The sequence below is a fragment of the Empedobacter sp. UBA7620 genome (genome assembly GCF_002484185.1).
GTDB lineage: Bacteria > Bacteroidota > Bacteroidia > Flavobacteriales > Weeksellaceae > Empedobacter > Empedobacter falsenii_C.
The window spans coordinates 85,040-92,198 of the sequence record NZ_DLJI01000036.1 but is presented as its reverse complement, the minus strand read 5'-3'; the positions used below and the strand labels follow the sequence as shown (position 1 = coordinate 92,198).

General features: G+C 31.4%; 6 protein-coding genes. 4 read left to right on the top strand and 2 right to left on the bottom strand.

Annotation, left to right across the window (positions count from 1 at the left end):
• Positions 1–791: helicase HerA-like domain-containing protein (locus B2217_RS08995; protein ID WP_291122362.1), on the top strand; the 791-nt coding region annotated here is incomplete at its 5' end.
• 4 nt (positions 792–795) lie between these two features.
• Positions 796–2,163, top strand: coding sequence for an exonuclease domain-containing protein (locus B2217_RS08990; RefSeq protein ID WP_291122360.1), 1,368 nt, complete (start codon positions 796–798; stop codon positions 2,161–2,163).
• 103 nt (positions 2,164–2,266) lie between these two features.
• Here B2217_RS08990 and B2217_RS08985 read toward each other — a convergent pair whose 3' ends face one another.
• The gene (locus tag B2217_RS08985) at positions 2,267–3,664 is read right to left on the bottom strand and encodes an OmpA family protein (RefSeq protein ID WP_180905011.1); all 1,398 of its coding nucleotides are present in this window, start codon (positions 3,662–3,664) and stop codon (positions 2,267–2,269) included.
• Between the two features lie 80 nt (positions 3,665–3,744).
• Complete coding sequence (gene folK / locus B2217_RS08980; RefSeq protein ID WP_260442858.1) at positions 3,745–4,254, bottom strand: 2-amino-4-hydroxy-6-hydroxymethyldihydropteridine diphosphokinase; 510 nt, start codon at positions 4,252–4,254, stop codon at positions 3,745–3,747.
• A 13-nt stretch (positions 4,255–4,267) separates the two neighbouring features.
• Between folK and sppA the strand changes: the two genes are divergently transcribed.
• Positions 4,268–5,953, top strand: coding sequence for a signal peptide peptidase SppA (gene sppA / locus B2217_RS08975; RefSeq protein WP_260442857.1), 1,686 nt, complete (start codon positions 4,268–4,270; stop codon positions 5,951–5,953).
• 168 nt (positions 5,954–6,121) lie between these two features.
• Positions 6,122–7,147, top strand: coding sequence for a rod shape-determining protein (locus B2217_RS08970; protein ID WP_038331974.1), 1,026 nt, complete (start codon positions 6,122–6,124; stop codon positions 7,145–7,147).
• The last annotated feature ends 12 nt before the right edge of the window (positions 7,148–7,159 follow it).

Sequence of the window (7,159 nt, the reverse complement as noted above, 5' to 3'; positions counted from 1 at the left end):
ATATTATTCGTTTGATTGATATTCAAAATCAGCCTAATTTATTTTCAACTTTTATGTTGAGTTTATTGAATAAAATTTATTCTCAATTCCCTGAATCTGGAGATTCTGATAAACCGAAATTGGTGATTTTTATTGATGAAGCACATTTGATTTTTAAGGAAGCTACGAAAGCTTTATTGAATCAAATTGAAACAATGGTAAAATTAATTCGCTCTAAAGGTGTGGGATTATATTTTGTAACGCAAGTTCCTGGTGATGTTCCTGATGCAGTTTTGAGTCAATTAGGTCTTAAAGTTCAACATGCGTTAAGAGGTTTTACTGCGAAAGATCGAAAAGAAATAACAAAAGCAATCGAAAATTATCCGACAACAACCTATTATAAAGCGGATGAGGTCATCACGCAATTAGGAATTGGAGAGGCTTTTGTGACAGCTTTAGACGAAAAAGGTATTCCAACTCCTTTGGCGTATACGTATATGCGAGCGCCAAATTCGAGAATGGATATTTTGACTTCAAATGAAATCGATACGATTACCTCAAATTCAGATTTAGTGATAAAATATGCAACTGATATTGATCGTGAATCTGCAAATGAAATTTTATCGAAAAAATTAGAACAACAAAAAAATATAGAGAAACCTGCTGCTAAAGCAACTTCAACAAGAAGTGTTCCTAAGGAAAAAGATTGGACAGATAATCCTGTTGTGCGTGATGTAAGTCGTACTGCAACTCGAAAATTGATGGATTTTGGAATGAAAATGTTAACTAATTTTTTAAAAGGAAAAAAATAAGCACGTGTACGCGATTTTAGATATAGAAGCGACTGGCGGAAAAGTAGGGGAAGAGTCAATCATAGAGATTGCGGTGTATAAATATGATGGAAAAGAAATTGTCGATCAGTTTATATCATTAGTCAATCCCGAAAAAAAGATTGACCAATATGTACAAAGATTAACGCATATTTCGGATAAAATGGTGCTGACAGCGCCTAAATTTCATGAAATAGCAAAACGTATTGTTGAGATTACAGATGATTGTATTTTAGTTGGACATAATGTAATGTTTGATTATAGAATGCTAAAACAAGAATTCGATCGTTTGGGTTATAATTACGAAAAAGAATGGATTGATACGTTCGAATATAGCGAAAAATTGATTCCAGGATTACCTTCATATTCTTTGGGAAAATTATGCGAATCGCTTGGAATTGTAGTGACAGATAGACACAGGGCTTCTGGAGATGCAAGAGCGACAATTTCTTTGTTTAAATTATTGTTAGATAAAGATTCGGAAAAAATAATCACGAAGAAAACAGGTTTAAAACAACCTAAAAAAGCACATTCTAAGTATCAGAAACTGCTTGAAGGTTTACCTAATTCTATCGGGGTTTATTATTTATACAATAGCCGAAAACAACTTATTTATATTAGTCGAAGCAATAATATTGCGCGATCTATTAATCAAATTTTTACATCAAAAACTCTAAAAGCAAATAAACTTAAGCGTTATACTCGTTCTATAAAATTCGAAGAAACCGGAAGTGGTTTTCTTGCAGCAATTAAAGAAAATAATGAGATTTTGAATAATCAACCAATGTATAACGTAAAGTTGGTTGAGAATAAAGTTTATCCTTTTGGATTGTATTATTTGGAGTCTAAACGTGGTTATTCGAGATTAGAAATAGGGAAAGTTAGAAAGACACAACCTGTTTTGAAATTTAAAACTAAAGAACGTGCAAAAGAGGTTTTAGAGAAAATTGTTCATGATTATAATCTTTGTCAGCAAGTAAATGCGGGAATTAAATCTGATGAATCTTGTTTTCAATATAAAGTAAATAAATGCAATGGAGCTTGTGTGAAAGAGGAATCTAAAGAAGTTTATAATGAGCGAATTCAAAGTTTTATTAAAACAACTGAATATCCTTCCGAAACTTTTTTGATTATTGATAAAGGACGAAAAGGAATTGAAAAATCATTTTATTTAGTTGAGAATGGAGAATTTAAAGGATATGGTTATTACGAATATCATCATCAAATAAAAACGCTAGAGAAGATTCATAATATCTTAATTCCGATTAAAGAAACGGAAGAAATAAAAAATATGCTCAAATACTTTTTGTATAAAGTTTCTTCTAATTCTAATCAAATCGTTATTATTGAATAATTAATTCGATTAATATTCTTTAAAAGAAGAAAATATAAATATAAAATAATAAAAAAGCTCAGTTAATATTAACTGAGCTTTTTTTGTATGATTAAATTTTAGACTATTTAATTTCTTTGAAAATTACACGTCTGTTTTCTAAGTTTTTCCAAGCAGGACAGTTTGTAACAGGATTACATTCTGGCCATTTTAAATCAGATTTACCTTTTCCTACAGACGACAATTTAGTTGTGTCAACACCTTTGTTAGCTAAGTAACGAACAACAGAAGCAGCACGTCTTTCAGATAATTTTTGGTTATAATCAACACCACCAGCAGCATCTGTATGACCTTCCACTACGAATTTGAAATCTGGATTTGCTAATAGTACCTCAGAAGCATGATTTAATTTTTCATAAGATTGTTCTCTAATGCGATCAGAGTTGTAATCGAATTCGATACCCTCTAAGTATGCATTAATTGTCGTTGCAACATCTTCACCAGAAATTCTAATTACTTTTTCAGGACAACCACCATTTGTTGGAGGTCCAGGAATTGTAGGACATTTATCTTCACTATCAGGAATACCGTCTCCGTCAGAATCTAAAGAACATCCTGATCCATCGACACGAATTCCTTCTGGAGTCCCAAGACATTTATCCCATTGATCACAAACACCATCACGATCTTCGTCAATGCATTCGAAAGGAGTTTGTTCTACAGGAGCTTTGTATGCTATAGGAGAAACCCATTGTAATGCATCTTTATGTTTACCAATTTTATAATGTAATCCCAAAGAAAGAGTAATCATATTATCATCACGACCTTCTTCAACATCTGCTGCTGTCCAATACCCAATTACTGGTTTTCCTGATCCATCAAACTCTTCGTCACCAGACATTACGTACATCCCACGTAATTCAAGATCTAATTTGTCACTTAATTTATAACGTAAACCAGCTCCTACTTGAGCGTATACTGATTTGTCAGATAATTTTTGATCAGTAACTAAACCGTAATCATTACCTGATCCATAATAATGTTGTCTATAAGCTTTGTAGCCTAATATACCAAAACCTCCATATAAATGCATAGCCCATTTAAATTCAGTTCTATTATCTACTCTTCTTAATAGATTAGATGCGTTAATATCAGCTAAAACAGAGATTCCATTATATTTTGTTTTTCCATGCGCTTTTCCTTGATAAGCATTTCCCCAAGGGGTATTGTCGTATATAGTTCCTTTTTGCCTTGATTGTCCCAATTGGTATTGTAAACTTAAGCCGAAAGCATGAGAAATTTGTTTATTGACTTGAAATTGTAAATCATATCCAGGAGTAAAGTATCCTCCCATAAATGATACTAAATCAGAATTTTGCATAGCATTAGTACCAGCGAAAACAGATAATGACCAATCGTTAAATTCTTTTTTACTGTTGTTGAATGGTTTTTCATCGTACTTGGTCTGTGCACTAGCACATGCCACAGCACCTAAGATTAATAAAGATAAAAGTTTTTTCATAGGTTAGAATTATTTTTATAACTAATATAAAGCATATCTTAATATAATTTTACAAAACTAATGAATTAATAGTTAATATCTTAATAAAAATATAAACTTTTGATAAAATCTCTAGAATAGTTCTGAGGATGAGGAATTTTTAAATAATTACAATTGATTAAAAGTTTATTATAGAATAATATATCAATATCTATTAAACGGTCAACGTAATTCTCATTTTCTTTTGGTTTAGAATAGATTCTACCCATTTTTTGTTCGATATCTTTAATTTTTTTCAAAACCTCAAATGGAGAATAACTTGTATTGATTTCTATTTTCTGATTTAAGAATAAATGCTCTGTAGTAAATCCTTCAGCTTTATTTTCAAGAATATTTGATTCTTTTTTTATTTCACCTACCTCTTTGTTTATAAGGTTTTTAGCGATTTCTAAATTATTTTTTTTGTCACCTAAGTTTGTACCGAGTAACAAAATGACTATATTTTGCGACATATAGAGCAAAAGTAATAATAAATTAAAAATGAAAAACTTTTTCGGGAGAGTATTCTCAACAATCATAGGAAATCTATTAACGATTAGTGTATTTGTCATACTGCTTTTCGTTTTGATATTTGTTTCAGCATTATCTGCTCCAACAAAAAGTGTAAAAGACGGTTCTGTTTTAGAAATTTCGTTAGAAGATCCAATTATGGAAAGTGATATGGATCGTTCGGTTTCTATTTTTGATATGTCAGAAAGTCCAAATGTTTTTTTACAAGATATTATTCATTCAATTGAAGAAGCGAAGAATGATGATAAAATAAAAGGAATTAGTCTGAAATTGGATAAATTTTCTGGTGGAGCTACGCAAGCGACTGAAATTCGTAATGCACTAGAAGATTTTAAGAAATCTGGAAAATTTGTGTATTCATATTCTAATTCAGGAAGTCAGCTGTCATATTATATAAGTAGTGTGTCTGATAAAATTTATCAAAATCCTTTGGGAGGAACTTTATTACAGGGTTTAAGTTCTAATATTATGTTCTTCAAGAATGCAGGAGATAAATATGGTGTAGATTTTCAGGTGATTCGTCACGGACAATTTAAGAGTGCTGTAGAGCCTTATATGAGAACAAATATGTCTGATGAGAATCGATTACAATTGTCAGAATTATTGAATGATGTGTGGGGTAATGTTTCAAACTCGATTACAAAATCGCGTAAAATTTCTCCTGAACAATTCACTACAGTAACAGATAGTTTGTATGCTTTCATCCCAGAAACAGGAAAAGAAAATAAGATTTATGATGTATTGGCGCAAGAAAATGAATATCAAAAAATGTTATTCACAAAACTTGGTCTGAAAGAAGAAAAATCAAAAACTGATTTTGAAGTTCTTGAAAAACATACCATAAAAGTAGAAGATTATTTTGAAACCTTATCAGATAAATCTGAAAAAGATAAAATTGCAGTCTTATATGCATCTGGAACAATTACTGAAGGGGATGGTTTTGATGGTATTCAATCGAAGACTTATGTGGATGCGATTCGCAAAATCAGTCAAAACGATAAAATCAAAGCTTTAGTTTTACGTGTAAATTCTCCTGGAGGTAGCGCAAATGCATCAGAAGAAATTTTATATGAATTGATGCAATTGAAAACAAAAATGCCAATCGTAGTTTCTTTTGGTGATGTTGCAGCATCTGGTGGATATTACATTGCACAAGCTTCTGACAAAATTTATGCTCAACCAAATACAATTACTGGTTCGATTGGAGTTTTCGGAATGATCCCAAATGCGCAAAAATTATTCAATAATTTCGGATTAGATTTTGATGAAGTAAAAACGAATGCAAATGCAGATCAGTTAAAATCTTTGACAACACCATTATCACCAACAGCAAAAAATACGATGCAAAAATCAATCGTATTGATTTATGGGAAATTCGTAAATCACGTTGCAACAAATAGAAAATTAACATACGAGCAAGTTGATAAAATAGGAGAAGGACGTGTTTGGTCTGGAACTCGTGCAAAACAAATTGGTCTAGTAGATGATTTTGGAAGTTTAGATACAGCGATAAAAGAAGCCGCTAAATTGGCTAAAATTGAAAAATATTCAACAGAAAATTATCCAAAAAGAAAAGATTCTTTTGAAGAATTTATGGATAATCTTCAAGGAAAAAATACTGAGGCAGCAATTGCAAAAGAATTAGGTTCGGACGGAATCCGAATTTACAAAGAAATAAAGATGATGAATGAGCAAAAAGGTGTTCAAGTTAGGCTACCTTACGATATTCAAATTCAATAAAAATCATAAAAAAGGGTTAAAATATTTTTAACCCTTTTTTATTGTTAAAATCTTACTATTTTAGTAAAAATATTTAGATGATTAAAAAATTAAAATCTCTTTTATAATCATCTAAATTTATTATACTTTTGTACATTCATTTTTAATAATACTGAGACATAATCAACGATGGGATTATTTGATTTTTTCACGCAAGAAATTGCGATTGACTTGGGGACTGCTAACACTTTAATTATCCACAATAATAAAGTTGTAGTAGATAGTCCATCTATCGTCGCTATACATAGAAGAACAAATAAAGTTATTGCTGTTGGAGAACAAGCAAAACACATGCAAGGTAAAACGCATGATGATATAAAAACAATTCGTCCTTTGAAAGACGGAGTAATTGCAGATTTTGAAGCTTCAGAATTCATGTTGACAGAGTTCATCAAGAAAATTCCTGGAATTCAAGGAAAATTATTTTCACCTTCATTGCGAATGGTGATTTGTATTCCTTCTGGAATTACAGAAGTTGAAAAACGTGCCGTAAAAGATTCTTGCGCACGTGTTAATGCTAAAGATGTTCGTCTTATTTACGAACCAATGGCTGCTGCGATAGGAGTTGGAATTGATATCACTCAACCTAAGGGTAACATGATTATTGATATAGGTGGTGGTACAACTGAAATTGCTGTTGTTGCATTAGGTGGTATTGTTTGTGACAAATCTGTGAAAATTGCAGGTGATGTTTTTACAAATGATATTGCATATTACTTAAGAACCCATCATAATTTATATATCGGAGAAAGAACTGCCGAGCGTGTTAAAATTGAAGTTGGAGCTGCTGTAGAAGAATTAGAGCATGCACCAGATGATATGCCAGTACAAGGACGTGATTTGATTACAGGAAAACCAAAAGAAATTACTGTAAACTACCGCGAAATTGCACGTGCATTAGATAAATCAATTTTACGCATCGAAGATGGTGTAATGGAAACGTTATCTCAAACACCTCCAGAATTAGCTGCTGATATCTACAACACTGGTATCTATATGGCTGGTGGTGGAGCTATGTTGAGAGGTTTAGATCAACGTATTTCTAAAAAAACAGGTTTACCAGTTTTCTTGGCTGATGATCCTTTACGTGCTGTTGTTCGTGGAACAGGTATTGCACTTAAAAATATTGATAAATTCACTTTCTTAATGAAATAGAAGAGTAAAGAG

What these genes read in the sequence shown, in the direction of transcription:
- B2217_RS08985 (WP_180905011.1), bottom strand. Translation starts at nt 3,664, where the DNA reads ATGAAAAAACTTTTATCTTTATTAATCTTAGGTGCTGTGGCATGTGCT.
- folK (WP_260442858.1), bottom strand. Translation starts at nt 4,254, where the DNA reads ATGACAAATACACTAATCGTTAATAGATTTCCTATGATTGTTGAGAAT.
- B2217_RS08970 (WP_038331974.1), top strand. Translation starts at nt 6,122, where the DNA reads ATGGGATTATTTGATTTTTTCACGCAAGAAATTGCGATTGACTTGGGG.